Source organism: Mycobacterium tuberculosis H37Rv (assembly GCF_000195955.2).
Taxonomy (GTDB): Bacteria; Actinomycetota; Actinomycetes; order Mycobacteriales; family Mycobacteriaceae; genus Mycobacterium; species Mycobacterium tuberculosis.
In genome coordinates, this window is sequence record NC_000962.3 from 3,085,570 (window position 1) to 3,112,414 (window position 26,845).

Genomic DNA, 26,845 nt, shown 5'->3' on the forward strand with positions numbered 1-26,845 from the left:
CGACGATGTCGGCTTCACCGTGTCGAATTCGTCGCCTCGCCCTCGTCGGCCTACTCGCAACTGGTGGCATCAGTAATGCCATTGCGCAGCAACGCACTTGCTACGGCACGCGACTCGCCATCAGTGTCCCGCCAGCACTTTCGCTACCCGGCCTCAGCTCGGTCCTTGAGACGCTGCAGGGTGCGTCGAATGTGCTCGGTGTTTACGCTCGCCCGATCCTTGACGCCGGTGGCCATCCGGGCAACTGCGCGGAACCAGCTGGGCCGCCGGTCCCAGGTGCTCTCCGTAACCCGACAGCCGTGTTCGGTAGCGACGATGCCATATTGCCAGCGTGAAATCGGAATAATGCCGGACCGTACATCGAAAGCGAAAACCCGACCGGGATCGGCGTCGGTAACGGTGCACGTCGTGGTCCAGCGCCGTCCACCGTTTTCGTTGCGACCGACAAACACCGCTCCCTTGCGAACATCGTCGCCTTTGCGCAACTGCATCGCCACCACTTCCTCGGCCAGCGAGGCCAGTGTCGGCAGATCAGTGATCAGCCCGTATACCAGGTCGGGATTGGCGTCGATCTCAACGGTGACCGTCACAGAAGGCCCATCAGGGTCTGGCATCCCGCGATCATAGCCCGCTGGGCGGGCCGCTCTAGATGGGCGCCGCCCCGCGCAGATGCTCGAAGATCAGGGACGTCTGGGTACCTGCGACGTCGGCGTCGGCATTGAGGTTTTCGACCACGAACGAACGCAGGTCCTCGGTGTCGCGAGCGGCGACGTGCAAGATGAAATCGTCGGCGCCGGCCAGAAAGTAGACATCCATCACCTGCCGTTTGCGGCGGATCTGCTGGATGAAGCTGCGGATTTTCCCGCGAGCGGACGACTGCAAGTTGACCGAGATCATCGCCTGCAACGGCAAACCCACCGCGACCGGGTCGATGTCGGTGTAGAACCCCCGGATCACGCCGAGGTCCACCAACCGCCGAACCCGGCCGTGACACGTCGACGGCGCTATCCCGACAGTGTCCGCTAACGCGTTGTTGGGCATTCTGGCATCGCCATGCAGCAAGCTCAGGATTCTGCGGTCCACCTCATCAAGTTCAGCGGGTCGAACATCCTTCGACGAGGCAGCCCGGCGAGTCTTGTGTTCCGTTGAATTATCACGCATATGGCCTCGAAAAAGAATTATCATCAGCAATCTTGCAGATTAATCGAACTTTCTTCATACTGAAGCGTACAGTATCGAGAGGGGTAATCATGCGCGTCGGTATTCCGACCGAGACCAAAAACAACGAATTCCGGGTGGCCATCACCCCGGCCGGCGTCGCGGAACTAACCCGTCGTGGCCATGAGGTGCTCATCCAGGCAGGTGCCGGAGAGGGCTCGGCTATCACCGACGCGGATTTCAAGGCGGCAGGCGCGCAACTGGTCGGCACCGCCGACCAGGTGTGGGCCGACGCTGATTTATTGCTCAAGGTCAAAGAACCGATAGCGGCGGAATACGGCCGCCTGCGACACGGGCAGATCTTGTTCACGTTCTTGCATTTGGCCGCGTCACGTGCTTGCACCGATGCGTTGTTGGATTCCGGCACCACGTCAATTGCCTACGAGACCGTCCAGACCGCCGACGGCGCACTACCCCTGCTTGCCCCGATGAGCGAAGTCGCCGGTCGACTCGCCGCCCAGGTTGGCGCTTACCACCTGATGCGAACCCAAGGGGGCCGCGGTGTGCTGATGGGCGGGGTGCCCGGCGTCGAACCGGCCGACGTCGTGGTGATCGGCGCCGGCACCGCCGGCTACAACGCAGCCCGCATCGCCAACGGCATGGGCGCGACCGTTACGGTTCTAGACATCAACATCGACAAACTTCGGCAACTCGACGCCGAGTTCTGCGGCCGGATCCACACTCGCTACTCATCGGCCTACGAGCTCGAGGGTGCCGTCAAACGTGCCGACCTGGTGATTGGGGCCGTCCTGGTGCCAGGCGCCAAGGCACCCAAATTAGTCTCGAATTCACTTGTCGCGCATATGAAACCAGGTGCGGTACTGGTGGATATAGCCATCGACCAGGGCGGCTGTTTCGAAGGCTCACGACCGACCACCTACGACCACCCGACGTTCGCCGTGCACGACACGCTGTTTTACTGCGTGGCGAACATGCCCGCCTCGGTGCCGAAGACGTCGACCTACGCGCTGACCAACGCGACGATGCCGTATGTGCTCGAGCTTGCCGACCATGGCTGGCGGGCGGCGTGCCGGTCGAATCCGGCACTAGCCAAAGGTCTTTCGACGCACGAAGGGGCGTTACTGTCCGAACGGGTGGCCACCGACCTGGGGGTGCCGTTCACCGAGCCCGCCAGCGTGCTGGCCTGACTCTCGGCCGCTCGTTACGCCGAGCACACGTCGGGAGTAAGGGAAGCGATGATGTCGGCCGCGGGTCCCGGCCGGGTCTTCCGGTGCGCCGATCCCGCCCAAAGGTTTGTTCCGTGCGGGTCGTCCGCCTGCACCGCCGCCGCCCGTATCGGCTTCGTCATCTGGTGGACCTCCGGATAACCCAGCGGCGCCACGTGGTCGAGCAGGCGAGTGAAGTTGTTGGCCAGACCGCGCGCATACCTACCCGAGAACGCCCGAGTGACCAGGGTGGCATCGAACTCTGGATTCTTCAGCGCGGCACGGTGTGCGGCATTGGTACCGGCTTCGTCGGCCAGCAGCAATGCGGTACCAACCTGCGCGGCGATCGCTCCGCGGCGCAGCACGGCGGCCACGTCCTCAGCCGTGCCCAGGCCACCGGCTGCAACCAGCGGCACATCATGGGCGCTGCCAATCCGATCGAGGAGTTGGTGCAGCGACTCCGTACCGGGTTCCATGTCCGGCGCGAACGTTCCGCGGTGCCCGCCGGCAGCCGGGCCCTGGACCACCAGGCTGTCCGCGCCCGCGGCAATGGCCACACCGGCCTCGTAGACCGACGTCACGGTGATCGAGACCAACAGTCCCAGCGCGCTCAACCGCTGCACGACATCCGGCGGCGGCGCGCCGAAGGTGAACGACACCACCTCCGGACGAACATCGGCTACCACCTCGAGTTTGCGCACCCAGTCGTCGTCGTCACCATAGACGGGCTGGCCCACCTCGGTGTGGTAGTACTCGGCGACCTCTTCGAGCTCGTCCGCGTAATACTCCAGCTGCGCCCAGTCGGCGACGCTGGGTTGGGGCACAAACAGATTGGCTCCGATAGGACCGGTAGTGGCGGCGCGCGCAGCGGCGATATCGTCGGCGAGCCGGTCCGCGCTCAGATAGCCGCCGGCGACGAAACCAAGCCCGCCAGCGTTGGACACCGCCGCGGCCAACGCCGGGGTGCTCGGGCCGCCGGCCATCGGGGCGCCGACGATCGGCACCGCGATGTCCCAGAAGCCCAACACCATCGGGCTAATTCGCCGACGGCGAGCGCCGGCACGGCGCGAGTGAGGAAGCGGACATTTGAGCTACCCTACCATCGCTCGAAGTTGTTGCGGCAGTGATCGTTTCGATCCGTGTGGGCCAAGAACGGCAGCACCGTAGCGCCTGCTCAGCAGGTGGCGGGCCACCGCGTTGACCTCCTCCACGGTGACCTGCTCGATTTGCCGCAAGGTGTGTTCGATGCTGCGGTGCTTGCCGTAGTTCAACTCGCTGCGGCCGAGCCGGCTCATCCGGGAGCTGGAATCCTCCAGCCCTAGCACCAGCCCACCCCGCAGCGATCCCTTGGCGATGCCGCATTCCGCCTCGGTGATGCCGTCGCGTGCCACGCTTTCCAGCACATCGGCGGTCACCCGCATCACGTCGGCGAAGCGTTCGGGCAGGCAGGCCGCGTACACCGAAAGCGCGCCGCTGTCGGCGAAGAGATCCAGCGCGGAGTAGACCGAGTAGGCCAGCCCGCGGGTCTCGCGGACCTCCTGGAACAGCCGGGAACTCAAGCCACCGCCCAGCGCGGTGTGCAGCACCGACAGTGCCCAACGATGCTCCCAGCCGCGCCCGGGTGTGCGGATGCCCAGCGACACATGCGTCTGTTCGGCGTCGCGGCTAACCAGTGTCAACCGGGGGCTGCCGTTGACCCGGCCGGTACCCTTGCGCGGCGCAACTGGCCGTCTCCCCCGGACCAACCGGGACCCGAAGTGCTCGCGGACCAACGCAACCAGCCCGTCGTGATCCACATTGCCGGCGGCCGCGACGACCATCCGCTCCGGGGTATAGCGCCGCAGGTGAAACGATTGCAGTTGAGCCCGCGTCATCACCGACACGGATTGCGCGCTGCCGATCACCGGGCGACCGACCGGGTGGTCGCCGAACAACGCCGCCAGGAACATGTCCGCCAAGGCGTCCTCGGGGTCGTCGTCGCGCATCGCGATCTCCTCGAGGACGACGTCACGTTCCACCTCGACATCGTCGGCGGCACAGCGGCCGTTGAGCACCACATCGGCGACCAGGTCGACGGCCAACGGCAAGTCGCTGCCGAGCACGTGGGCGTAGTAGCAGGTGTGCTCCTTGGCGGTGAATGCGTTCAGTTCCCCGCCCACCGCGTCCATCGCCTGCGCAATGTCCACGGCAGAGCGGGTGGGCGTCGACTTGAACAGCAAATGCTCAAGGAAGTGCGCCGCCCCGGCCACCGTGGCGCCTTCGTCGCGCGATCCGACGCCGACCCACACCCCGACCGACGCGGAGTGCACCGCGGGCAGGAATTCGGTGACCACTCGCAGCCCGCCCGGCAGGGTGGTGCGCCGCGGCGCCAGCGCCGCCGCGGGGTCAGCTGGTGACCGTCGCGGCATCGGTAGCGGCGGCGGTGCTGTCCTCGTCGGCGACCAGGATCAGGGAGATCTTGCCCCGTTTGTCGATGTCGGCGATCTCCACCCGCAGCTTGTCACCGACATTGACAACGTCCTCGACCTTCGCGATGCGCTTGCCCTTGCCGAGTTTGGAAATGTGCACCAGACCGTCGCGGCCAGGCAGCAACGATACAAAGGCACCGAAATCGGTGGTCTTGACCACGGTTCCGAGGAACCGTTCGCCCACCGTCGGCAGCTGCGGGTTGGCGATGGCGTTGATCTTGTCGATCGCGGCCTGTGCCGATGGCCCGTCGGTGGCGCCGACGAACACGGTGCCGTCGTCTTCGATGGAGATCTGCGCGCCGGTCTCCTCGGTGATGGCGTTGATGACCTTGCCCTTGGGTCCGATGACCTCCCCGATCTTGTCCACCGGAACCTTGATGGTGGTCACCCGCGGGGCGTAGGGACTCATTTCGTCGGGTCTATCGATGGCCTCAGCCATCACCTCCAAGATCGTGAGGCGGGCGTCCTTGGCCTGCTCGAGTGCTCCGGCAAGCACCTGCGAAGGGATCCCGTCGAGCTTGGTGTCCAGCTGCAGCGCGGTGACGAAGTCCTTGGTCCCGGCGACCTTGAAGTCCATGTCACCGAACGCGTCTTCGGCGCCGAGGATGTCGGTGAGGGTGACGAAGCGACGCTCCACAACGCCGTCGACCGCCCCTTCTACTTGAATGTCGTCGGAGACCAGGCCCATCGCGATGCCGGCCACCGGCGCCTTGAGCGGCACCCCGGCGTTGAGCAGCGCCAGCGTCGACGCGCACACCGACCCCATCGAGGTCGACCCGTTGGAGCCCAGAGCCTCCGACACCTGGCGAATGGCATACGGGAATTCCTCGACGCTCGGCAACACCGGCACCAGGGCCCGCTCGGCCAGTGCGCCGTGCCCGATCTCACGCCGCTTGGGCGAACCGACCCGACCGGTCTCGCCGGTGGAGAACGGCGGGAAGTTGTAGTGGTGCATGTACCGCTTCGATGTCTCCGGCCCCAACGAGTCGATCTGCTGGGCCATCTTGATCATGTCGAGTGTGGTCACACCCAGGATCTGGGTTTCGCCGCGTTCGAACAGCGCGCTGCCGTGCGCGCGCGGAACCACGGCCACCTCGGCCGACAATGCGCGAATGTCGGTGATGCCGCGGCCGTCGATACGGAAATGGTCGGTGAGGATGCGCTGCCGAACCAGCTTTTTGGTCAGGGCACGCAACGCGGCGCCGACCTCCTTTTCGCGACCCTCGTAGGTGTCGGCGAGCCGCTGCACAACCTGGGTCTTGATTTCGTCGATGCGCTGGTCGCGCTCGGCTTTACCGCCGATGGTCAACGCGGCGGCCAACTCGTCGGTGGCCACCGAGGACACCGAGTAGTACACGTCTTCGCCGTAGTCAGGGAACACCGGGAAGTCGACGGTCGGTTTGCCCGACTTTCCAGCGGCATCGGCAAGCTCCTGCTGCGCGGTGCACAGCGCGGCGATAAACGGCTTGGCCGCCTCCAGGCCCGCGGCCACCACGCTTTCCGTCGGCGCTTGGGCACCACCTTCGACGAGCTCGACGACGTTTTCGGTGGCCTCGGCTTCGACCATCATGATGGCAACATCACCCTCGACGATCCGGCCGGCCACGACCATGTCGAACACGGCGCGCTCGATCTGGTCGACGGTGGGGAAGCCGACCCAGGTGCCGTCGATGAGCGCCACCCGCACACCGCCGATGGGCCCGGAGAACGGCAGACCGCCCAGCTGGGTGGACGCCGACGCCGCGTTGATCGCCAATACGTCGTAGAGATCGCCCGGATCCAGGCTGAGAATCGTCACCACGATTTGGATCTCGTTGCGCAGCCCGTCGACAAACGACGGGCGCAGCGGGCGGTCGATGAGCCGGCAGGTCAGGATCGCGTCGGTGGAGGGTCGGCCCTCGCGACGGAAGAACGAACCGGGGATGCGGCCGGCCGCATACATGCGCTCCTCGACGTCGACCGTGAGGGGGAAGAAGTCGAAGTGTTCTTTGGGGTTCTTGCTGGCGGTGGTCGCCGACAGCAGCATGTTGTCGTCGTCGAGGTAGGCGACCACCGCGCCGGCGGCCTGCAAGGCCAATCGGCCGGTCTCGAAGCGGATGGTCCGGGTGCCAAAGCTCCCGTTGTCGATGGTGGCGGTCGTCTCGAACACGCCTTCGTCAATTTCAGCGGCAGACATGACGTCCGTGCGGCCTCTCTGGATTATTGAGCTGTTTCGCGTCGTCACGCGCAATCCAGCGGGTTCGCCGAACCCCGAGAGCTTCCCAGGAGAAAAGGTCTGAATGCGGCTACGGCCATCGATCGAAGCGGCCGACCTGCCCCAGATCCGGAGAGCCCGGCAGCCACTACCGAGGACCGCCCGATACAGGCCGGGGGTGCTCCCTTGGATATGCATAGTGACTCGCTGGAACGGCACACGCGGTTCTGCGCGTACCGCACCATTTGCTGGGCCGAACCGGCCCAGAACGTTCTCACTCTACACGGGCGACCGGCGGCATTTGCGTAGAACTCGCTTTGCCGAGCTACCCCGCCTCAGCTCCGCGGGCCGCCGGTGACATCCTCGACGCACACCGCGAACCGTCGCTGAGTGTAGACGTAGCCCACGCCGCTGGCGCACTGGTCGACGCTGACGGGAGAGTCGAGGTCTTTCAGGATCTGGGTGGCCCGCTGCCGGTGCGGCACCGAGGCGTCGTCGCAGTCCACCCGGAACGGGTCGGTGTTGTGGGTAGGGTCGACGCTCATACAACCGCCAATCACCCAATCGATGTCCAGGCAAATGGTGTTGGTTGAGCCGTTGAACGCATTGCGCATCGAATAGGTGGAGTCGACGTCCGCCGGGCATTCCGCGTGGTCCTCCTGCACGACGGCAACGACCTTGAAGTTGGACGCCGGGCTCCCGCACTCCGCCTTAGTGGCCTGCGGCCGGTCGGGCGTGCCGGCGAGTTTGACGCAGTCCCCCACCTTGAGTTCGGCGACGTTGGTCGCTGACGAACACCCCGTCGCCACGACGAACAAGGCCGTGGTCGCGGCCGCGAGCCAGGCGCGCATCGACGCCGCGGGTCAGCGACGCAGGCCCAGCCGCTCGATGAGTGAACGATAACGCTCCACATCGATCTGGGAAATGTACTTGATCAGCCGGCGCCGCCGGCCCACCAGCAACAGCAGTCCTCGCCGCGAATGATGGTCGTGCTTGTGCACCTTGAGATGCTCGGTGAGGTCGGCGATGCGTTTGGTCAGCAACGCGATCTGTGCTTCCGGGGATCCGGTATCGGTCTCATGCAGGCCGTAGGAGCGCAGAATCTCCTTTTTTTGCTCGGCTGTCAGCGCCACGAAATGTCTCCATCAATGGGTTCGCGATCATGGATATCAGGGCACGGCCACCGCGAACCGCAGCACGCACCGATGTCGTTGGACAGTCTAGCAGCGGGTTGACCGCCAAACACAAACGCCGCAGGTGCCAGCCGGGGGTCACGACCGCAAGAACCGTCAACCCGTAGACAACAGGTCACGTGCCCGCTCGGTATCGGCACCCATCGCAGCGACCAGCTGGCGCACCGATTCGAACTTCTTCTGGCCGCGGATACGCCCGACGAAGTCCAAGGCCACATGTTGACCGTAGAGGTCAGCGGTGGTGTCCAGCACGAACGCTTCGACGGTGCGGGTGCGTCCGGAGAAGGTGGGATTGGTCCCGACCGACACCGCGGCCTGGTAGCGCTCACCCGGGACGACCGTGCCGGTCACCGGCCCATGCCCGAGCACCGTGAACCAAGCGGCGTACACGCCGTCGGCCGGAATCGCCGAATACATCGGCGGCGCCACGTTCGCGGTGGGAAAGCCCAGCTCCGCGCCCCGCCCCTCACCGCGTACCACAACCCCCTCCACGCGGTGCGGTCGGCCCAGAGCTTCCATGGCCGCCACCATGTCGCCGGCGTCCACGCAGGACCGGATGTAGGTGGAGGAGAACGTCACGGTCTCGTTGCTGTGGTGCTCGGACACCAACGACATCGATTCCACCGCGAACCCGAACCGCTCGCCAGCCCGACGCAGCGTGTCGACATTGCCGGCGGCCTTTTTGCCGAAGGTGAAGTTCTCGCCGACGACGACCTCCACCACATGTAGGTGCTCGACGAGCAGCTCATGGATGAAGCGATCCGGCGTGAGCTTCATGAAATCGGTGGTGAACGGCATCACCAGGAACACTTCGATGCCCAAGTCTTGAACGAGCTCCGCGCGTCGGGTCAGGGTGGTCAGCTGCGCCGGGTGACTGCCTGGATAGACCACCTCCATCGGGTGCGGGTCGAACGTCATCAGCACGGCCGGTACACCGCGAGCGCGGCCGGCCTTGACCGCGTGCGCGATCAGTTCGGCGTGCCCGCGGTGCACGCCGTCAAATACCCCGATGGTGAGCACGCATCTGCCCCAATCCGTCGGGATCTCGTCCTGGCCACGCCAGCGCTGCACGATCGCAAGCCTACGGCGCACGGTGGTCGGCCAGGCGCCAGATTCACCGGTGGGCTCTGGCCAGCGGCCGATCCGGGAACACCATGCACGCGGCCGCCGGACACCTGGCGCAGCACGTCCGGGAACGCCGGCGGCACCGTGGCCGGTCCCAGAGAATTGGCGCGCGCATACCGAACGATTGGTCTCAAGCTTTACGCCGACCATTGATCAGGTGATCAGGGAGTGGGTCTGATGAGTACGTTTAGAGAATGCCGCAGCATGTTCGATGCCGCGGTGAAGAGCTACCAGTCCGGAGACCTGGCCAATGCCCGAGCGGCCTTTGGCCGCCTCACAGTCGAAAACCCGGACATGTCCGATGGCTGGTTGGGGCTTCTGGCCTGCGGCGACCATCATCTTGATACCTTGGCCGGTGCCCATCAACACTCCGAAGCACTGTACAGCGAAACCCGCCGCGTCGGCCTCACGGACGGCGAATTGTCCGCCGTGGTCATGGCCCCGATGTATCTGGGGTTGCGGGTGTGGTCGCGCGCCACGATCGGGCTCGCGTACGCCAGCGCTCTAATCATCGCCGACCGCCACGATGAAGCGGCAGCAACGCTGGACGACCCGGTCATCACGGAGGACACCGGCGCCGCCCAATACCGCCAGTTCGTCATGGCGACGCTGTTCCACAAAACTCGCTCCTGGTCCAACCTTTTGAAGGTCACCGAAATTTCTCCGCCGAGCGGGGCCACCGATGTCCGTGACGAGGTGGCTGACGCGGTGGCCGCGCTGGCCTCGACCGCTGCGGCGAGTCTGGGCCAATTCCAGTTCGCGTTGGAGCTCGCTGAGCAAGTCTCGACAACCAATCCGCGGGTGACTGCCGATGTGACCCTCACTAGGGCGTGGTGCCTGCGCGAACTGGGTGACGACGACGCCGCCAGAGTGGCACTTAGCGCCACGACCACCGGTGATGCCCCCAGGACAAACACCACCGCGGAACAGGCTGGTAGCCCCCAACCGAAGTTTCGACATCCTTACGACGACGGCCGGGATCTCCTGGTGGCTCGCCGCCGCCCGCCGGCCGGGGACGGTTGGCGCAAAGCGGTAACCAAAATGACTTTCGGGCGGGTGAATCCCGAACCGAGCGCCAAGCGCGAGCAAACCGACGAGCTGATTCAGCGTATCTGCGCTCCACTGGCCGATGTCCATAAGTTGGCGTTCGTCTCTGCCAAGGGCGGCGTAGGTAAGACCACGATGACGGTGCTGGTGGGCAACGCCGTCGCCCGGCTGCGCGGCGATCGGGTGATGGCTGTGGACGTCGATGCCGACCTGGGCGACCTGTCAGCAAGGTTCAGTGAGCGCGGTGGCCCGCAGACCAACATCGAGCATTTCGTGTCATCGCAGCACACCAAGCGCTACGCGGACGTGCGTGTGCACACGGTGATGAACAAAGACCGGCTGGAAATGCTTGGTGCCCAGAATGATCCGCGATCGACATACAAGTTTGGCCCGGAGGACTATGGGGCCGCCATGCAGATCCTGGAAACCCACTGCAACGTCATACTGCTTGATTGCGGCACACCGGTCAACGGGCCATTGTTCAGCAATATCCTCAACGACGTCACTGGTCTGGTTGTGGTGGCATCCGAAGACGTGCGCGGTGTCGAGGGAGCGTTGGTCACTCTGGACTGGCTGGGGGCGCATGGCTTTGGCCGGTTGCTTCAGCACACTGTGGTTGTTCTCAACGCAATCCAGAAAACCCGGTCACTTGTGGATTGCGGGGCCGCCGAAAACCAGTTCAGGAAGCGCGTTCCGGATTTCTTTCGGATTCCCTACGACCCGCATCTGGCCACGGGTTTGGCGGTCGATTTCAGCTCTCTCAAGCGAAGGACACGCAACGCCGTGCTGGATTTGGCCGGCGGCCTGGCACAGCACTATCCGGCTAGCCGAGTACGGCCCCGTGGCGAGGACAGTTGGAAAACCTGGATCGAAACGATGCGTCAGGTCGGATGACGGTTTGGTCGAGACCGAGTTGGCGGCCATTTCCCCGACTGCGCACCGAGCGCGCCGTCACGCCGGTATCTAGACTCTCTGGTTGTGAGGGCTGACGAGGAGCCTGGCGATCTTAGCGCGGTTGCGCAGGACTATCTGAAGGTCATCTGGACCGCCCAGGAGTGGTCGCAGGACAAGGTCAGCACCAAGATGCTGGCCGAGAGGATCGGGGTGTCGGCCAGCACGGCCTCGGAGTCCATTCGCAAGCTCGCCGAGCAGGGCTTGGTCGACCACGAGAAGTACGGCGCGGTGACGTTGACCGATTCGGGGCGACGAGCCGCGCTGGCAATGGTGCGCCGGCACCGGCTACTGGAGACATTCCTGGTCAACGAGCTCGGCTACCGCTGGGACGAGGTGCACGACGAGGCCGAGGTGCTCGAGCACGCGGTCTCGGATCGCTTGATGGCCCGCATCGACGCCAAGCTGGGGTTCCCGCAGCGCGATCCGCACGGTGACCCGATCCCGGGCGCCGACGGGCAAGTGCCCACGCCACCGGCTCGTCAGCTGTGGGCGTGCCGCGACGGCGACACAGGGACGGTGGCCCGTATCTCCGATGCCGACCCGCAGATGCTGCGATACTTTGCCAGCATCGGGATCAGCCTGGACTCGCGGCTGCGGGTGCTGGCTCGGCGCGAGTTCGCCGGCATGATCTCGGTGGCAATCGACTCGGCCGACGGCGCCACCGTCGACTTGGGGAGCCCGGCCGCCCAGGCAATCTGGGTGGTGAGCTGACGGCTTTGGCCCGCGAGCGTAACGTGGCTGCGATTTTCGGCACGGATTTTCGCAGTCCGGTTACGCTCGCGAAGCCGGTTCGCCCAGCAGGCCCTTGGCGATGTGGGTTACCTGGACCTCGTTGCTGCCGGCGTAGATCATCAGCGACTTGGCATCGCGAGCCAGCTGCTCCACCCGATATTCGGCCATGTAGCCGTTGCCGCCGAACAGCTGGACGGCCTCCATCGCGACATCGGTGGCGGCCTCCGAGGAATACAGCTTGATCGCCGAGGCCTCGGCCAGCGTCAGCTGTTTGCCGGCTTTGAGCCGCTCGATGGCCTGAAATACCATGTTCTGCACGTTGATCCGCGCAACTTCCATTTTCGCCAACTTCAACTGGATCAGTTGGAACTGCCCGATGTTACGGCCCCACAGCGTGCGGGTCTTTGCGTAATCCACACACAGCCGGTGGCATTCGTTGATGATGCCCAACGACATGAGCGCCACGCCGAGGCGTTCGACGGCGAAATTGGCGCGGGCGCTGTCGCGGCCGTCCCCCTCGGCGCAAAGCAGGCGATCCGGGGTCAGCCGCACGTTGTCGAAGAACAACTCGCCGGTCGGCGAAGACATCATGCCCATCTTCTTGAACGGCTTGCCCTGCGTCAGGCCCGGCATGCCGGCATCGAGCACAAAGACCAGCACCGGGCGGTTACGCCAATCTGAGGCGGGCTCACCGTCGGCGAGCTTGGCGTAGACCACCAGGACATCAGCGTACGGCCCGTTGGTGATGAAGGTCTTGTGCCCGTTGAGGATGTAGTCTTCACCGTCGCGGGTCACGTGAGTCTTCATGCCGCCGAACGCATCCGAGCCGGAGTCTGGCTCGGTAATGGCCCAGGCCGCGATCTTTTCCAGCGTCACCAGCGTGGGCACCCAGCGCTCCTGTTGGGCCAGGGTGCCGCGGCTCATGATCGTCGCCGCGCCCAACCCGAGGCTGACGGCCACCGTGCTCAGCAATCCGATGCTGACCCCGGCCAGTTCGGACACCAGCACCGCGACCATCGAAGCCTGGTCAGCCAGCCCGAAACTGCCTGAGCTGTCCCGCTTTTCCCGCTTAGCCCGCTCCCCATCCAGCATCTGGTTGACCGACTCGGCAAGCAGCACGTCCAGACCGAACTGGCTGAACAGCTTGCGCGCGATCGGATACGGCGACAGTTCACCGGTTTCCAATGCGTCTTGGTGCGGGCGGATCTCCTTGTCGATGAACTGGCGAACGGCGTCGCGCACCATTAGATCGGTGTCGGACCACTCGAACATGGCGTGCTCCCTCCGATCGCGTGGCTCAACGTTCGGCCCGTTGGTATGCGGTGACCACGGCGGCGCCGCCCAGCCCGATGTTGTGTTGCAGCGCGGCGGTCACGTTGTCGACCTGGCGCGCCTCGGCGGTGCCGCGCAGCTGCCAGGTCAGCTCCGCGCACTGCGCCAACCCCGTCGCACCCAGCGGATGGCCCTTGGAGATCAGCCCACCGGATGGGTTGACGACCCAGCGTCCGCCGTAGGTGGTCTGGTTGTCGTCGATCAGCTCGGGCGCCTCGCCCGGCCCGCACAGGCCGAGCGCCTCGTAGAGCAGTAGCTCGTTGGCTGAGAAGCAGTCGTGCAGCTCGATCACTCCGAAGTCCTTCGGGCCGAGTCCGGATTGCTGGTAAACCCGTTGTGCCGCTTGCACAGTCATGTCGTAGCCGATGATATTGCGGGCACTGCCATCAAAGGTGGAAGCGAAGTCGGTGGTCATCGCCTGCCCGACGATTTCCACAGCCCGCCCGGCAAGGTTGTGGTTGGCCAGGTAATCCTCACTGGCCAGCACCACCGCCGCCGACCCGTCGGAGGTGGGAGAGCACTGCAATTTGGTCAGCGGGTCGGAAATCATCTTTGAGGCCAAGATGTCGTCCAGGGTGTATTCGTCCTGAAACTGTGCATACGGGTTGTTGACCGAGTGCTTGTGGTTCTTGTAGCCGATCTTCGCGAAATGCTCCGCGGTGGTGCCGTATTTCTTCATGTGTTCGCGGCCGGCCGCCCCGAACATCCACGGCGCCACCGGAAAGCCGAACTCGTCGATCTCGGCTAACGCCTTGACGTGCCTGCCCAGCGGCGACTCCCGGTCGTCGGCGCCACCGCCCAGCGCTCCGGGCTGCATCTTCTCGAAGCCCAGCGCCAACACGCAATCGGCCAGTCCGCCGCGGATGGCCTGCGCGCCGAGGTAGAGCGCCGTGGATCCGGTCGAGCAGTTGTTGTTGACGTTGACGATGGGGATACCCGTCATGCCGAGTTCGTAGAGCGCCCGCTGACCCGACGTCGATTCTCCGTAGACGTAGCCGACGTAGCCCTGTTCAACTTCGCGGTAGTCGATGCCGGCGTCGCGCAGCGCTTTGGTGCCCGACTCCCTGGCCATGTCCGGGTAGTCCCAGCCTTCGCGTCGCCCGGGCTTTTCGAACTTCGTCATGCCCACGCCAATGACGTAAACCTTGTTCGACGACCCTTGGTTAGGCATCGTTGCCGTTGCAAGTGAGTGATCTTTAGTGGTCACGCGACTTGCACCCCGTCTCGGGGTTGTTCGGCAGCCTTGCGGCTGCTTCCCTTCCGCGCTTCACGGCCACCAGCCCGGCCAGGCCGGGTCTTACGGTCGGCTCCACGCTTGACGGCGGCCCCAACTGGGCCGACGACGCTACTGGTGTCCTCGTAGCGTGCGAGGTTGATCGCTGCGCAGTCATCACGCTGATGCGATGCCGAGCACGAATCGCATTGCCAGTGCTCGGCCCATCCGATCTCTTGGACATGCCCGCAGACGTGGCAGGTTTTCGACGATGGGAACCAGCGGTCAGCGACCACTAGTTGTGACCCGTACCAGCCTGTCTTGTAGGACAGGTGGCGGCGCGGGGTGCCCAGGGCCGCGTCGGAGAGTCCGCGCCGGCGAGCGCGGGCACCCGAGAGGCCCTGTTGCCGCAGCATCCCTGCCGCGTCCAGGCCTTCGACAACGATGCGGCCGTGGGTCTTAGCCAAATGCGTTGTCAGACAGTGCAGGTGGTGGGTGCGAACATCGTTGACCCGGCGGTGCAGCCGGGATATTTCGGTGGTGCGCTCACGGTAGCGACGTGAGCCTTTCGTGCAGCGCGACCGTGCCCGGCAGACATGCCGTAGCTCGTTGAGTGCCGCGTCGAGTGGCCGTGGATTCGGCACTCGTTCGAGCACCGCGCCGTCGGCGGTGGCGACCGTGGCCAGGCGGCGCACCCCGACATCAACGCCGACCCGTGAACCGGGGTCGGTCACCTTCGGTTGCTGCGGGCGCTGCACGAGGACCCGCACACTCGCATCGATCCGGGTCCCGTTACGGCGCACCGTGATCGCGAGCACCCGCGACCGGCCTTTGGCGATGAGCCGCTCAACCCGGCGCGTGTTCTCGTGGGTGCGGACGGTCCCGATGACCGGCAGCGTGAGGTGGCGCCGGTCGGGCTCGACGCGCATCGCTCCGGTCGTGAACGTCACCCGGTCTGGGTCGCGTCCCTTCTTCTTAAACCGGGGAAAGCCCATCCTTTTGCCATCACGTTTGCCTGATCGCGAGTTCTGCCAGTTCCAGTACGCGTCGACCGCGCCGTCAATACCGTCGGCGTAGGCCTCCTTCGAGCACTCCGGCCACCACACAACACCGGTCTCGATGTTGACGCACACGTCGTTCTTGACGGTGTTCCAGCGCTTCCGCAACACCCGCAGCGACGGCTTTGCCGTCTGGATCCCGGTCGCCTGCCAGGCGTCGATATCGGCTTTCAGGGTGGCGACGGTCCAGTTGTAGGCCTTGCGGCGGGCACCGAAATGCCGTGCCAACGCGCGGGCCTGCTCGGCGGTCGGATCGAGCGTGAACCGGAAAGCCTGAACCATCCAGCCCTCAGGAATCTCGAATTTCGCCATCAGGCAGCCTCCGACTCTTCGGCGGCGGCCGCCAATGCGCGCTTGGCCCGGTTCTGCGCAGCGCGCTTGCCGTACAGCCGGGCGCACATCGAGGTCAAGATCTCGGTCATGTCCCGTACCAGGTCGTCATCAACCTCGGCCGAGTCGACCACGACCAGCTCGCGGCCTTGGGCGGCCAGCGCCGCTTCGACGTACTCAGAGCCGAACCGGCAGAACCGGTCTCGGTGTTCCACCACGATCCGCTTCACCGATGGGTCACGCAGCAGCGCAAGAAACTTTCGGCGGTGCCCGTTCAGCGCCGAACCGACCTCGGTCACGACCTTGTCGACCGCGATCTGCTCGGTCGTGGCCCAGGCGGTCACCCGCGCCACCTGCCGATCCAGGTCCGGCTTCTGATCCGCTGACGACACTCGCGCATACACGGCCGTCCGCGCCCGGCGGGATCTATCGGCCGGCTGGTCGTCCACGAGAATCAGCCGCCCGGCCTTCCGCGCCGGCACCGGCAACAACCCCGCATGAAACCAGCGATACGCAGTCACCCGCGCAACACCGTTGCGCTCAGCCCACACCGCCAGATTCATACTGTTGTTCCTACAGCACGCCACTGACAACTACCGACCACTCAGACCGCAACAGCTGACAGCCCCTTCCGAATTGAACAGCGGCCCATCGCCGTGCGACGTAGGCCGTGTAGCCCAGTGTGCCACCGTTGCCGTCCCGGACCGCATCCCCCTACATTGAGGCCAGGCTCCAACCGAATCGCCCGGCTCCTCCTCACCCCGCTACCCGGGGTGCATCGTCGCCGGGCGGAGCACCGCCACCGACCTGGTCCGCGAACCCTCGTCACGCAGCAGCGCGATAACCCGGCCGTCGGCGTCACAGGCCGCGTACACGCCGTCGATACCGACCGCCGGCAGGGACCGGCCGTTGGCGGCCGCGCTGGCCTCCGCGGCGGTCAGGTCGCGGCGCGCAAACATCAGCAGGCAGGCCTCATCGAGGCTCAGGCTCAGCGCGGGGCGCTCCGCGAGATCGTCGAGCGATCTCGCCTGGTCCAGCTCGAAGCGGCCGACGCGGGTGCGCCGCAACGCCGTCACATGGCCTCCCACCCCAAGCGCGTCGCCGAGGTCGCGTGCCAACGCGCGGATGTAGGTTCCCGAGGAGCAGTCGATCTCCACATCGATATCGATGAGCTGGTCGCGCCGGCGTGCGGCCAGCAGCTCGAACCGGTCGATGCGGATCGGCCGGGCTTCCAATTGCACGGAGCGCCCCTGGCGGGCCAACCGATAGGCGCGTCGGCCACCGACCTTGATCGCGCTGACCGACGACGGCACCTGCCGGATCTCACCGCGCAGCCGCTCCATCGCGGCGTCGATCGCCTCGATGGTCAGGTGCTTAGCCGGAACCGACTGCAGCACTTGACCTTCGGCGTCCTCGGTGGAAGTGGTCTGACCCAAGCGGATGGTGGCGGCATACGACTTGGGGGCCGCCGTCAGCAGACCGAGGATCTTGGTGGCGCGTTCGATGCCGATCACCAACACCCCGGTGGCCATCGGGTCCAGGGTGCCCGCGTGGCCGACCCGCCGGGTGGCGAAGATGCGGCGGCACCGCCCCACCACGTCATGGCTGGTCATTCCCGCGGGCTTGTCGATAACCACGATTCCGGGGCCGGTTGCGCTCATAGCACGATCGCGGTCAGCACCAGTCCGCGCTCAACCGACCAGCGTCCCCGCAGCGTTGTCAGCGGCGGACCCGACAGGGTGGACCCGTCGATGAGGATACGGGAGACGAAGCGACCCGTCCAGCCGGTGCTATCGGTTTCGAACGTGATGTGCGCGTCCTCGAAACCCAGCCACCTCTTGGTCAGCGGAAACCACGCCTTGTACGTTGCTTCCTTGGCGCAGAACAGGATTCGATCCCAATGCAACGCCGCTGGCATGGTGCGGGGCATGTCGGCGCGCTCGGCCGGCAGGCTGATCGCATCCAGCACACCATTGGGCAACACGTCGTGCGGTTCGGCGTCGATGCCCACGGAACGCACCGCATCCCTGCGTCCGACAACCGCGCCGCGGTAACCGGCGCAGTGGGTGAGGCTACCGACCATGCCGTCGGGCCAGCACGGTTCGCCCTTGTCGCCCTTGAGGATCGGCGCCGGCGGCACACCGAGCTGGTCCAGCGCGATGCGGGCGCAGTGACGCACGGTGATGAATTCGTTGCGCCGCTTGGCAACCGATCGTGCGATCAACGGCGCCTCCTCGGGCAGCGGGGTGAGACCGGGTGGGTCGGAGTACAACTCGGCATACGCCAAATCCTCGAACACGGTCGCCGGCAACACCGACGCCACCAGCGTGCCTACCGTCATCGAGACTGCCGTTGCCGCAATCGTTCCCGGAACTGGGCGGCCTGGGTTCGCATCTCGGGCGTGATCACGAAGTGACCGCCGAAGTCGTTGAGGTAGCCGGGCGCGTATTGGGGATCCGGCAGCACCTGCCGCAGCCAGGAGTAGGGCTTGCGCCGGCGCCACTCCCGCGGGTAACCCACCGACACCTCCTCGAACCGCACACCGTCATACCAGGTGGTGCGGGGAATGTGTAAGTGTCCGTAGACCGAACACACGGCGTTGTAGCGGGTGTGCCAGTCGGCGGTCTTGGTGGTTCCGCACCACAGCGAGAATTCCGGGTAGAACAGCGCGTCGCAGGGCTGTCGCAGCAGCGGAAAGTGGTTGACCAGCACGGTCGGTTGCATCCAGTCGAGCTGTTCGAGACGGGCCCGGGTGGCCGCGACCCGCTCGTGGCACCAGGCGTCGCGGGTGGGGTACGGCTCGGGTGAGAGCAGGAACTCGTCGGTGGCCACGACGTTGCGTTCCTTCGCGATGGCCACACCTTCGGCCTTGCTGTTTGCCCCCTCCGGCAAAAAGCTGTAGTCGTAGAGCAGAAACATCGGCACGATGGTGGCCGGGCCGCCTCGTTCGGTCCATACCGGGAACGGATGCTCGGGTGTGACGACGCCCATCTCGTCGCACATGTTGACCAGATAGTCATAGCGTGCGCGGCCGAAGATCTGCATCGGGTCGCGGTTGGTGGTCCACAGCTCGTGGTTGCCCGGCACCCAGATCACCTTCGCGAACCGCCGCCGCAGCAGGTCCAGCGACCAGCGGATCTCGTCGGTGCGTTCGGCGACGTCGCCGGCGACGATCAGCCAGTCGTCCGGCGAGGACGGGTACAGCGATTCGGCGACGGGTTTGTTGCCGAGGTGACCGGTGTGCAGGTCGGAGATCGCCCACAGCGTCGGCTCGGCGCCGACGGTCTCCTGCCCCGATCCTTTCCAGGTCACGACTTACCACCCTAACGACCCGGCGAAGTGGGAACGAAATCCAGCCAGTTCGACCAACCGCTACGGCGTGAGCAGACGCAAAAGCCCCCATTTCGGGCCCGAAATGGGGGCTTTTGCGTCTGCTCGGCCAACCTAGCCCAACTGCTACGGGGTCGGCGAGGGTTTTGGGGTGTCGGTCCGGCTGATCCGGCAGTCCGACTGTGCGGTGAGGACCGCCGCCTTCTGGGTCGAGCATTTGAACTCGACGCCGCCATGACCGGCGAAGTACACGTCGTGGTCGGCCGGCTTGTTCTTCATCACCCCAAAGCCGGTGGCACCGAACTGTTCGACACCGTCCTTGACGATCTGCACGGCCTGCAGCCACTTGTCGTCGGGGATCGGTCCACTGAAAACGATCATGAAATACGCCGCTTTGGCCCTGGTCCATTCATACTCACCACCGCAGCCGGTCCAGGTGTCCATATCCGTTCGCCACGTCAGGCCGGGCACCAGGGCCGTGATGGCGTTGGCCAGCTGGGTCACCGCCGCCCGGTACTGGTCCTTGGCGTCCTCCAGCGGGGGCTTGGCGCGCAACGGGTTCTCCAGCTCGGCGACCTTCTCCGGGCTCAACGGCCCCTCCTCGCCGGCCCGCGTCCCGTGGCCACTGGGTCCGCACCCAGTCGCCATCACACACACCAGAGCCAGCAGCCACGCCGTCGGCCACCGCATCAACGTCCCCCTCTCAGTGCTGGGCCGGGCGCTGCCGGCATGCCGCCACCCAGAATTGGCGGAAGCAGCGGCGGGCCCACCGTGTTGTCGGGCAGCCCGGCGGCGATCGCCGCCAGGTTATAGCCGGACATCCGCAGCTGCGGCTGGCCGGCGGCATCGAGGAAGGACCGCGGGTAGTCCCCGTGGGCATACACTCCGTCACGCCAGATCCCGCCCGGATCAAAACCCGCCTGTGACGACAGCTCCGTGAACCCGGGGGTCAGATAGGGGTCCAGGCCCCATCCGTGCAGCGGCGCCAACGGCGCCACCAGATTGGTGATGAGGTCGTGGGGGGCCTGCATGACATAAGCGTGCCCGTGATCGAGCCCGAGCTGCGCCGGGCTGTACAGCTCCAAGCCGGGTGAGCCGTAAAACACGACGTCGTTGACCGGATGGGCGCTCTGGGCATCGAGGTCCTGCAACGCCAGCGACGCCGTCAGCGACCCATACGAGTGCCCCAACACGGTCAGGTGGCCACTGGGGTTATTGGCGCGCACCTGCTGCAAATACCGCGACAGATCGGCCGCGCCCGCGTGTGCCTGCCCATCGGTCATGGTCTGCCACAGATCGCCCGCACTGCCGGTGTCGAGTGGGTTCGGGGGCGGGTGGTAGCCCATCCAGGCGATGGTGGCAACCGATGCGGGCTTGCCGGCAGCATTGAGTTGCCGGATTACCTCCGACCGCAGGTCGCGGGCTTCGGTCACCATGCCGGGCAGGGCGCCCCGGGTGGTGGACCCGACGCCGGGAACCGTCACCGACACATTGGCGGCGGTGTCGGGATTACCGACGGCCACGGCCGCCAGCACCTGCTGATTTGGGTCCTCGGGAATCTGCAGCTGGGTCAGGTAGGTCTCGGGTGCTCGGCTCAACGCCTCGTCGACGGCATCGAGCTCACCCAGCCGGCCCCTGGCGGCGCTCAGCTCGTCGGTAAGCGCTGCCAGTCGGCCCACCGCGTCACCGTCGAGGATGCCGTTGTGGTAGTCACGGGCGGCCCGCACACTCAGTTGGTCATACTCCGCCTGTAACCGCTCGAGGTGGGCCTGCAGGCGGGCGCGCTCCTCGCGCAGCCGCTCCTCGTTGGCATCGCTGGCGAGCTGGGTCGGGGTCAGCCCCTCGGGACCGACCGGCGGGCCGGAATCGGCCGGGATGGGCGCGTCACCGTCGGCCATATTGACCGCTGAGGCCAGCTCCTCGTCGACGGCATTGGCCTCGGCCATAATCGCATCCAGCTCCGCCTGCAGCTCCGTTTGCTTGGCCAGCGTCCGCGCCCACTGCGCCTCGGTGGATCGCAGCCCGGGGATCGGCACCACCCGGTTGATCAGCGCATCGATCGTCAGCTCGGCGGCCGCGGCGGCATGGCGTAGTGCGGCCAGCTCGGACTGAACCTTCACAATCCCGTCGGCGGCCCTGTCGGCCGCCCGGGCAACCGCCAACGCCTCGTTGCCGTGGGCGTCGAGGTCTCGGCGAATGCCCGCGTTGTGGTGTGCCGCCGCCTCAGCGGTCTTGCCACCCGAGTTCGCAAAAATCGACAGCGCGGCCAACTGACGCGACGCCTCGAACGTCACCTCCGCTCGGGCACTGGCCGCGTGAAACACCTCCCGGACCGCTTGCGCGTTCCACCGATCGATATCGGCCACGGTCAGTGGCACGAATCACACCCCACGCGGACCAGCTACGACGTCGGCGGAAACACCCACCTGGGCGAGCGCCTGCGCCCGCTCCGCCTCCGCCGCCGCATGCTGGATAGCGGCCTCCTGCAGCCCGAATGCGTGATCACCGATCCTGGTCAGCAGCGCCCTCGACGCGTCCAACCAGTCGTCCATCTTGGCGTTGAGCGCCATCGCCGAGGCGCCCTGCCAGCCGAACTGGGCGGCCTGCATCCGATAGTCCGACGACAAATGTCCGACGGCCAGACCCTCACCCTGCGTGGTCACCTGCGCCGCCGAGTGCATCCACTGCTCCGGACTGATCTGAAACACCCGTTGCTTCCTTGCGTCCATCGAAGTGCATCACATTATGCGTCAGCGGGAACTACCGCAGAATTCACCGCATCAAAGGTGGCCCGGGTTAGAACAAGTTCTCGTTTGACTGTGACGACGCGGAGCCGACTTGTACACTCCCGGCAAGGGACCGCCGAGGGCAGGGGGTGTCGTGTTCACCAGGGTGCGGCTGATCGGAGGGCTCGGTGCGCTGACGGCAGCGGTGGTGGTGGTGGGCACGGTGGGCTGGCAGGGCATCCCCCCAGCGCCGACCGGCGGCGACGCGGTCCAGCTGCGATCGACCGCGGCGCCCATGTCCACCACGATGAAGAGCCCGATCGTGGCGACCACCGACCCCAGCCCGTTTGACCCGTGCCGAGACATCCCGTTCGACGTCATCCAGCGGCTCGGATTGGCCTACACGCCACCGGAAGCCGAGGAGGGGCTGCGCTGCCACTTCGACGCGGGTAACTATCAGATGGCCGTCGAGCCGATCATCTGGCGCACCTACGCCCAGACCCTGCCCCCCGACGCGATCGAGACCACGATCGCCGGCCACCGCGCCGCGCAGTACTGGGTGCGGAAGCCGACGTATCACAACAGCTTCTGGTACTCCTCTTGCATGGTGACCTTCAAGACCAGCTACGGGGTGATCCAGCAGTCGCTGTTCTACTCGACCGTCTACTCCGAGCCCGACGTGGACTGCCCGTCGACCAACCTGCAGCGGGCAAACGACCTCGTCCCCTACTACAGGTTTTAGGTCCCTACCCTGGGCGTCGTGAGTACCACCTCCGCTCGGCCCGAGCGGCCCAAGCTGCGCGCCCTGACCGGACGAGTCGGTGGGCAGGCCCTGGGCGGACTGTTGGGTCTGCCCCGCGCAACCACCCGCTACACCGTCGGTCACGTCCGAGTCCCGATGCGCGACGGCGTCCAGCTGGTGGCCGACCACTACGCACCCGCCACGTCGCAGCCCGTCGGCACCCTGCTGGTGCGTGGGCCATACGGGCGCCGGTTTCCGTTTTCGCTGGTGTTTGCCAGGATTTACGCCGCCCGCGGTTATCACGTCGTGCTGCAGAGCGTGCGCGGGACGTTCGGGTCCGGTGGCGTGTTCGAGCCCATGGTCAACGAGGCCGCCGACGGCGCCGATACGGTGGCGTGGCTGCGTGAACAGCCCTGGTTCACCGGCCGGTTCGGCACCATCGGCCTGCCCTATCTGGGTTTCACCCAGTGGGCGTTGCTGCACGATCCGCCCCCGGAGCTGGCCGCGGCCGTGATCACGGTGGGGCCGCACGACTTCCGGGCCTCGGTGTGGGGCACCGGATCGTTTACGGTCAACGACTTCCTGGGCTGGAGCGATCTGGTTTCCCACCAGGAAGACCCCGGTCGCATCCGGGCCGGAATCCGCCAGCTCACCGCGCCGCGACGGGTGGCGCGGACGGCCGCCACGTTGCCGCTGGGTGAGTCGGCCCGGACGCTGCTCGGCACGGGTGCGCCGTGGTTCGAATCCTGGGTGGAACACACCGACCGCGACGATCCGTTCTGGGACCGACTGCGGTTTCCCGCCGCGTTGGACCGCGTCCAGGTCCCGGTGCTGCTCGTCGGCGGCTGGCAGGACATCTTCCTGCGGCAGACGCTGCAGCAGTACCGGCACCTGCGCGACCGGGGTGTGCACGTCGCGCTGACGGTCGGTCCCTGGACACACACCCAGATGCTCACCAAGGGGCTGGCCACCGGCGCTCGGGAATCGTTGGACTGGTTGGACGCCCACCTCGGCCGGGCGCCGGCGCTGCGCCCCAGCCCGGTGCGGGTCTTCGTCACCGGCCAGGGCTGGCGGCACCTGCCGGACTGGCCTCCGGCGACCACCGAGCGGGCGTGGTACCTGCAGCCCGGTGGCCGCCTGGGTGAGAGCGCTCCGGCTTCCGGCACGCCACCGGCGACGTTTCGCTACCACCCCGCCGACCCGACACCGACCACCGGTGGTCCGCTACTGTCATCCAACGGCGGTTACCGCGACGACAGCCGGCTGGCCACGCGCGCCGATGTGCTGTGCTTCACCGGGGCGCCCCTCACCCACGACCTCTGCGTGCACGGAAACCCCGTCGTCGAGCTGGTGCACAGCTCGGACAACCCCTACGTCGACGTGTTCGTTCGGGTCAGCGAGGTGGACGCGAAGGGCCGGTCCCGCAATGTCAGCGACGGCTACCGGCGCCTTGGTGACGCGCCGGAGCTGGTCCGCGTCGAGCTGGACGCCATCGCCCACCGATTCCGCGCCGACTCCCGCATCCGGGTGCTGATCGCCGGTAGTTGGTTTCCCCGCTATGCGCGAAACCTCGGCACCCCGGAACCGATACTCACCGGACGGCAGCTCAAGCCGGCTACCCACGCGGTGCATTTCGGGCGCTCCCGGCTGCTGCTGCCCGTCGGCTAACGGCTGGTGGTGCGGCGGACCCGGGCGGCGACCCGGCCGATAACCCGAGCCCGTCCAGCGGCGCGTGCCCAGTGGTCTCCCCGACGCGGAACCTGCGAGAGCTACGACCATAAGTCGAGATGCAGTTTCAAAGCCTCATCGAGCTGGGCAAGTTCGGCGGCTGAAACTCGGCCGATTGGCCGGAGCAACCGCTCGGTAGCAATCGATCTGATTTGCTCGGCCTGCGCCTTGCAGTCGACCTGGAGACCAGTAGTGGTGGCCGACAACAACACCTGAAACGGATAGACCTTGGCGATGTTGCTCGTCACCGGCACGACGGTGATGACGCCGCGCCCAAGACGCGTGGCGGTCGCGTTGGCCCGGTCGTTGCTGACGACGACGGCGGGGCGCTGGTTGTTCGCTTCGCTACCTCGAGCGGGGTCGAGATCGACCTGCCAAATCTCACCGCGGCGCATCACCGACTCCGTCGCCGACGGTCTGCTCCCACGCGTCCGTGTCGCCGGCTGCCGACCATTCTTGCCATGCGTTGGCATAGTCATCTTCGAGCGTGGGGTAGCGAAGCACGCGGATCGCATGCTGCAGGCCGGCGGAGCGGGATGGTAATCCCGCTCGTTTCACATATGCGTCCAGGATCGCGACGTCGTCATCGGACAGGCTCACGCTCAACTTCACAACCTAAGATGCTACCAGGGTCGTACCTAGGTAGTAATAGGTTCAGCGGCTGGTCGCGCGCCAGTCGCGCAGCACTTCCTCGACGTGCTCACCCACCCGGTGCCGCGCCGTTTCCCGGTCGACACCCGACATCAGCAGTTCGTCGAACGAAGTGTCGATATGCCGCACCGACGCCGCGACGGCCAGCCTCACCGCTTCGGGATCGAGCGCCCGTCCGGCCGCGCTACGTCCGATCCTGCCGCTGCCGCGGGTGGCCGCGTGGCGGGCGATCGCCTCGGCCCGGCCGGCCGGGCAGTTCGGGAACAGCGTGCGAATCGCGGCGCCGAATTCGGCTTGCAGACGCAGGTCCTCGTTGGCCCGTCGCGCCTCGTCGCGCTCCCGGCGGCGGGCGCGCACCTCCGCATCGGCGAGGCACTCGTTTTCGGCGCGCTCCAGCGCCTCCGCCTCGACCAGGATGCCCTGACGCTCGTATCGCTTACGCGCCCGGCTCCACCGCACCACCACCGCCGAAAGCCGGCTCGCCCGCTTGGCCCGGCGGGTAAGCGCGGCGTCCCCGGACGGCAAGAAGACCAGATGGCCAAGGTCCGCGCAGTCCAGGCACAACGGCCCCGCGTCCTCAAGGAACATCAGGTCACCGCTGCCGCCACACGACGCGCATGACCAGTCGTTGACCGGCATGATCACGACCAAATCGGGGCGCCGGCTCTGCCGCGCGACCGCACGCTCCGAGAGCTCCGGCGACACCCAATGCGTGCGATACGCGCGCTCGATGGCGTCCTCGCCGGTGACGCTGAACCGCAGCCGACGGCGGTCCCGAGTGCGAGCGACGTAATCGGTCTCCGACGGGTTGAGCCCCCGGTCGCGGGCCCAGCGCCGCAACGCGGCCATCACGGCGGTGATCTTGCTGAGGTTGGCCTGTACGACTTGCTCCAGCGAGTCGACGCGGCCCTGCCGCCACTGGTCGACATGCGAGGGCGCCAGCCAGCCCAGGCCGAGCAGCACATCGATCGCGCTGACGAACCGCTGTCGGGCCAGCGCCGCCTGCGCCGCCCGGGCCACCCGCTGCTCCAGAGGTTGACGTGCCATGACCTGCCCGAGCCTAGTCGGACTGCGCACCGAGGCCGCGGAACTGAGTTACTCCGACCAGCCGGACGCGCTCGGAGTGGCGATGCGCGAACGTCGGGAACAACAGAACCTCGTTCGGCCGCCACGGAGAAACGCTTCTCGCCGCATCAACACCGATCAGACGTCGACGAAGTACGTCTACATTACGTACATGCCCGAGACTCTGACTGGTCGCCTCAACTTCCGCCTGTCTCCTGAACAGGAGCAGGCCCTTCGCCACGCCGCCGCGCTCACCGGCCAGAGCCTGTCGGGGTTCGTATTGTCCGCCGCGGTCGACCACGCCCACGATCTCTTGGCCCGGGCCAACCGGATCGAGCTGTCCGAGGCCGCTTTCCGCCGCTTCGTCGCCGCGCTCGACGAGCCCGACGAGGCGGCTCCCGAATTGGTGCGCCTCGCCAGACGGAAGAGCCGCATTCCCCCCCATTGAGCACCCCCGCGCTCGGCCCCGTCGAGCTGTTGGACCCGGACCGGCACGACACGGCGCGCTTCTCCAGCGATGTTGAGGTTCTCGACCACTGGCTGCGCCGAGTCGCGCCCGTCGCGGCTGCCGCC

27 protein-coding genes and 1 other annotated feature are annotated in these 26,845 nt (G+C 66.3%); of the genes, 6 read left to right on the forward strand and 21 right to left on the reverse strand.

Features of this window, described 5'->3' with window-relative positions; all coding sequences use genetic code 11:
- Nucleotides 1-143 precede the first annotated feature (143 nt).
- Both Rv2778c and Rv2779c read right to left on the reverse strand, forming a co-directional pair.
- Nucleotides 144-614 carry a hypothetical protein gene (locus Rv2778c; RefSeq protein NP_217294.1) on the reverse strand — a complete coding sequence of 157 codons (471 nt, stop codon included), beginning with the start codon at nucleotides 612-614 and terminating at the stop codon, nucleotides 144-146.
- Between the two features lie 31 nt (nucleotides 615-645).
- A complete protein-coding gene (locus tag Rv2779c; RefSeq protein NP_217295.2) occupies nucleotides 646-1,185 on the reverse strand; it encodes an Lrp/AsnC family transcriptional regulator in 540 nt (179 codons plus the stop codon).
- A 65-nt stretch (nucleotides 1,186-1,250) separates the two neighbouring features.
- On the opposite strand from Rv2779c, the gene ald reads away from it, so the two are divergent.
- Nucleotides 1,251-2,366 carry an L-alanine dehydrogenase gene (gene ald / locus Rv2780; RefSeq protein NP_217296.1) on the forward strand — a complete coding sequence of 372 codons (1,116 nt, stop codon included), beginning with the start codon at nucleotides 1,251-1,253 and terminating at the stop codon, nucleotides 2,364-2,366.
- 14 nt (nucleotides 2,367-2,380) lie between these two features.
- On the opposite strand, the gene Rv2781c is transcribed toward ald, so the two are convergent.
- The 6 genes from Rv2781c to ribF all read right to left on the reverse strand — a co-directional run bounded on the left by Rv2781c (nucleotide 2,381) and on the right by ribF (nucleotide 9,331).
- Nucleotides 2,381-3,415 carry an oxidoreductase gene (locus tag Rv2781c; protein ID NP_217297.1) on the reverse strand — a complete coding sequence of 345 codons (1,035 nt, stop codon included), beginning with the start codon at nucleotides 3,413-3,415 and terminating at the stop codon, nucleotides 2,381-2,383.
- 60 nt (nucleotides 3,416-3,475) lie between these two features.
- Nucleotides 3,476-4,792: a zinc protease gene (gene pepR, locus Rv2782c; protein NP_217298.1), complete on the reverse strand. Its 1,317-nt coding sequence runs from the start codon at nucleotides 4,790-4,792 to the stop codon at nucleotides 3,476-3,478.
- Complete coding sequence (gpsI, locus tag Rv2783c; protein ID NP_217299.1) at nucleotides 4,770-7,028, reverse strand: bifunctional guanosine pentaphosphate synthetase/polyribonucleotide nucleotidyltransferase; 2,259 nt, start codon at nucleotides 7,026-7,028, stop codon at nucleotides 4,770-4,772. The genes pepR and gpsI overlap by 23 nt, the downstream gene beginning before the upstream one ends.
- A 353-nt stretch (nucleotides 7,029-7,381) precedes the next feature.
- Nucleotides 7,382-7,897 (reverse strand): lipoprotein LppU, encoded by a 516-nt coding sequence (gene lppU, locus Rv2784c; RefSeq protein NP_217300.1) that lies wholly within the window; start codon nucleotides 7,895-7,897, stop codon nucleotides 7,382-7,384.
- Nucleotides 7,898-7,909: 12 nt separating this feature from the next.
- The gene (rpsO, locus tag Rv2785c; RefSeq protein ID NP_217301.1) at nucleotides 7,910-8,179 is read right to left on the reverse strand and encodes a 30S ribosomal protein S15; all 270 of its coding nucleotides are present in this window, start codon (nucleotides 8,177-8,179) and stop codon (nucleotides 7,910-7,912) included.
- A 156-nt stretch (nucleotides 8,180-8,335) separates the two neighbouring features.
- On the reverse strand, nucleotides 8,336-9,331 hold the full coding sequence (ribF, locus tag Rv2786c; RefSeq protein ID NP_217302.1) for a bifunctional riboflavin kinase /FMN adenylyltransferase: 996 nt from the start codon (nucleotides 9,329-9,331) through the stop codon (nucleotides 8,336-8,338).
- 210 nt (nucleotides 9,332-9,541) lie between these two features.
- On the opposite strand from ribF, the gene Rv2787 reads away from it, so the two are divergent.
- Both Rv2787 and sirR read left to right on the forward strand, forming a co-directional pair.
- Nucleotides 9,542-11,305 (forward strand): hypothetical protein, encoded by a 1,764-nt coding sequence (locus Rv2787; RefSeq protein NP_217303.1) that lies wholly within the window; start codon nucleotides 9,542-9,544, stop codon nucleotides 11,303-11,305.
- A gap of 84 nt (nucleotides 11,306-11,389) precedes the next feature.
- Complete coding sequence (gene sirR, locus Rv2788) at nucleotides 11,390-12,076, forward strand: transcriptional repressor SirR (RefSeq protein NP_217304.1); 687 nt, start codon at nucleotides 11,390-11,392, stop codon at nucleotides 12,074-12,076.
- 60 nt (nucleotides 12,077-12,136) lie between these two features.
- Here sirR and fadE21 read toward each other — a convergent pair whose 3' ends face one another.
- The 10 genes from fadE21 to Rv2798c form a co-directional block, all read right to left on the reverse strand.
- Nucleotides 12,137-13,369, reverse strand: coding sequence for an acyl-CoA dehydrogenase FadE21 (gene fadE21 / locus Rv2789c; protein ID NP_217305.1), 1,233 nt, complete (start codon nucleotides 13,367-13,369; stop codon nucleotides 12,137-12,139).
- A 25-nt stretch (nucleotides 13,370-13,394) separates the two neighbouring features.
- Nucleotides 13,395-14,600 carry a lipid-transfer protein gene (gene ltp1, locus Rv2790c; RefSeq protein NP_217306.3) on the reverse strand — a complete coding sequence of 402 codons (1,206 nt, stop codon included), beginning with the start codon at nucleotides 14,598-14,600 and terminating at the stop codon, nucleotides 13,395-13,397.
- Nucleotides 14,601-14,605: 5 nt separating this feature from the next.
- Nucleotides 14,606-16,637 (forward strand) — a mobile genetic element (IS1602, len: 2032 nt. Insertion sequence IS1602.).
- Nucleotides 14,633-16,012, reverse strand: a complete 1,380-nt coding sequence (locus tag Rv2791c; protein NP_217307.1) for a transposase — start codon at nucleotides 16,010-16,012, stop codon at nucleotides 14,633-14,635. It overlaps the preceding feature by 1,380 nt.
- Nucleotides 16,012-16,593 carry a resolvase gene (locus Rv2792c; RefSeq protein NP_217308.1) on the reverse strand — a complete coding sequence of 194 codons (582 nt, stop codon included), beginning with the start codon at nucleotides 16,591-16,593 and terminating at the stop codon, nucleotides 16,012-16,014. It lies within the feature at nucleotides 14,606-16,637. The genes Rv2791c and Rv2792c overlap by 1 nt, the downstream gene beginning before the upstream one ends.
- 157 nt (nucleotides 16,638-16,794) lie before the next feature.
- Nucleotides 16,795-17,691 carry a tRNA pseudouridine synthase B gene (truB, locus tag Rv2793c; protein ID NP_217309.1) on the reverse strand — a complete coding sequence of 299 codons (897 nt, stop codon included), beginning with the start codon at nucleotides 17,689-17,691 and terminating at the stop codon, nucleotides 16,795-16,797.
- The gene (gene pptT / locus Rv2794c) at nucleotides 17,688-18,371 is read right to left on the reverse strand and encodes a 4'-phosphopantetheinyl transferase (RefSeq protein NP_217310.1); all 684 of its coding nucleotides are present in this window, start codon (nucleotides 18,369-18,371) and stop codon (nucleotides 17,688-17,690) included. The genes truB and pptT overlap by 4 nt, the downstream gene beginning before the upstream one ends.
- Nucleotides 18,368-19,342: a hypothetical protein gene (locus tag Rv2795c; protein NP_217311.1), complete on the reverse strand. Its 975-nt coding sequence runs from the start codon at nucleotides 19,340-19,342 to the stop codon at nucleotides 18,368-18,370. The genes pptT and Rv2795c overlap by 4 nt, the downstream gene beginning before the upstream one ends.
- 144 nt (nucleotides 19,343-19,486) lie before the next feature.
- Nucleotides 19,487-20,050, reverse strand: coding sequence for a lipoprotein LppV (gene lppV, locus Rv2796c; RefSeq protein NP_217312.1), 564 nt, complete (start codon nucleotides 20,048-20,050; stop codon nucleotides 19,487-19,489).
- On the reverse strand, nucleotides 20,050-21,738 hold the full coding sequence (locus tag Rv2797c; RefSeq protein NP_217313.1) for a hypothetical protein: 1,689 nt from the start codon (nucleotides 21,736-21,738) through the stop codon (nucleotides 20,050-20,052). Before Rv2797c ends, lppV begins: the two co-directional genes overlap by 1 nt.
- A gap of 3 nt (nucleotides 21,739-21,741) precedes the next feature.
- A complete protein-coding gene (locus tag Rv2798c; protein ID NP_217314.1) occupies nucleotides 21,742-22,068 on the reverse strand; it encodes a hypothetical protein in 327 nt (108 codons plus the stop codon).
- A gap of 130 nt (nucleotides 22,069-22,198) precedes the next feature.
- On the opposite strand from Rv2798c, the gene Rv2799 reads away from it, so the two are divergent.
- Together Rv2799 and Rv2800 are read left to right on the forward strand one after the other, a co-directional pair.
- Nucleotides 22,199-22,828 carry a membrane protein gene (locus Rv2799; protein NP_217315.1) on the forward strand — a complete coding sequence of 210 codons (630 nt, stop codon included), beginning with the start codon at nucleotides 22,199-22,201 and terminating at the stop codon, nucleotides 22,826-22,828.
- 18 nt (nucleotides 22,829-22,846) lie between these two features.
- Nucleotides 22,847-24,496, forward strand: a complete 1,650-nt coding sequence (locus Rv2800; protein NP_217316.1) for a hydrolase — start codon at nucleotides 22,847-22,849, stop codon at nucleotides 24,494-24,496.
- A 101-nt stretch (nucleotides 24,497-24,597) separates the two neighbouring features.
- Here the strand turns inward: Rv2800 and mazF9 are convergent, their stop codons facing one another.
- Genes mazF9 through Rv2802c form a run of 3 tightly spaced genes read right to left on the reverse strand, consistent with a single transcriptional unit; the run spans nucleotide 24,598 to nucleotide 26,254 of the window.
- Nucleotides 24,598-24,954, reverse strand: a complete 357-nt coding sequence (gene mazF9, locus Rv2801c; protein ID NP_217317.1) for an mRNA interferase MazF9 — start codon at nucleotides 24,952-24,954, stop codon at nucleotides 24,598-24,600.
- Complete coding sequence (gene mazE9, locus Rv2801A; RefSeq protein YP_007411507.1) at nucleotides 24,938-25,168, reverse strand: antitoxin MazE9; 231 nt, start codon at nucleotides 25,166-25,168, stop codon at nucleotides 24,938-24,940. Before mazE9 ends, mazF9 begins: the two co-directional genes overlap by 17 nt.
- Nucleotides 25,169-25,210: 42 nt before the next feature.
- Nucleotides 25,211-26,254 carry an arginine/hypothetical protein gene (locus Rv2802c; RefSeq protein ID NP_217318.1) on the reverse strand — a complete coding sequence of 348 codons (1,044 nt, stop codon included), beginning with the start codon at nucleotides 26,252-26,254 and terminating at the stop codon, nucleotides 25,211-25,213.
- Here Rv2802c and Rv2803 point away from each other — a divergent pair.
- Nucleotides 26,253-26,720: a hypothetical protein gene (locus Rv2803; RefSeq protein YP_177678.1), complete on the forward strand. Its 468-nt coding sequence runs from the start codon at nucleotides 26,253-26,255 to the stop codon at nucleotides 26,718-26,720. The two genes, Rv2802c and Rv2803, sit on opposite strands and share 2 nt — an antisense overlap.
- The last annotated feature ends 125 nt before the right edge of the window (nucleotides 26,721-26,845 follow it).